This is a genomic window from Pseudomonas sp. P4_C3 (genome assembly GCF_056402075.1).
In genome coordinates this window covers 1-904 of record NZ_JBFUIC010000701.1, presented here as the reverse complement: position 1 = coordinate 904, position 904 = coordinate 1, and the positions used below count along the sequence as shown (strand labels likewise).

Here is a 904-nt window from a genome sequence, read left to right as displayed (position 1 = left end):
GCGCAGATGATCATGAATAAAGTGCTGGCAGTTCCATAAGAGAACTGGGGGGATGGAGTCCGTGTCCACGTCTGTAAATAAACCAAGAACACGTTACATTAAGTGGCTATGGATTCCGTTGCTACCGCTATTACTGCCCCTGCTGGTGCTTTTGCTGATTGTCCTCTGGCGAATTATTGTGTTGCCTACCGCAATCGTCCATTACTCCAAGAACGGCGTTGACGAACTGCGGTTCATCTGGAATGTGCAACACCGGATTTACAAAGGAGGCCTCCCTCCAGGCGGCAGCACACGAGATCATGGGTTCTTGTTTCCAGATGAGAAGTTTTTCATGGAGGTCTCTTGGTGGAACGATAAAGATCTCCGACACTGCGTAAATATCACCCCGACATGGTCCAATACGCACATCTACCTCGATGCCAATGGCGATATTGATCGCAGCGAAGGCAGCGGCACGGATTCGCATCGACTAAAACAATGCATCACTGATACAGCGAGCCCATGAAGAGCCAAGGGATCAAAGCGATATGCAGTGCGATTCTGGGAGATGGAGCTCGTGTCCATTCCTGCAAATAAACCTCGGTTCCGTTACATTCGGTGGCTATGGATTCCGTTGATACCGCTATTGCTGCCATTGCTGGTTCTTCTGCTGATCGCCCTCTGGCAAATTATTGTGCTGCCCGCCGCGACAGTTCATTACTCCAAGAATGGCGAAGACGAATTGCGGTTCATCTGGAATGTACAACACCGGATATATAAAGGTGGCATGCCCCCTGGCAGCAGCACACGCGATCATGGTTTTTTGTTTCCTGATGAGAAGTTTTTCATGGAGATTTCCTGGTGGAGCAAGAACATTCGTGCGCATTGCATCAACATAACCCCGACGTGGGCCAACACGCATATC

General features: G+C 49.8%; 2 protein-coding genes. One reads left to right on the top strand and one right to left on the bottom strand.

The window, feature by feature from the left end:
• The first annotated feature begins 61 nt into the window (after positions 1-61).
• Positions 62-505: a hypothetical protein gene (locus tag AC1DVH_RS31885; protein ID WP_477757136.1), complete on the top strand. Its 444-nt coding sequence runs from the start codon at positions 62-64 to the stop codon at positions 503-505.
• 117 nt (positions 506-622) lie between these two features.
• Here the strand turns inward: AC1DVH_RS31885 and AC1DVH_RS31880 are convergent.
• Positions 623-904, bottom strand: a 282-nt coding sequence (locus tag AC1DVH_RS31880) for a hypothetical protein (RefSeq protein WP_477757135.1), incomplete at its 5' end; no start/stop codon positions are given.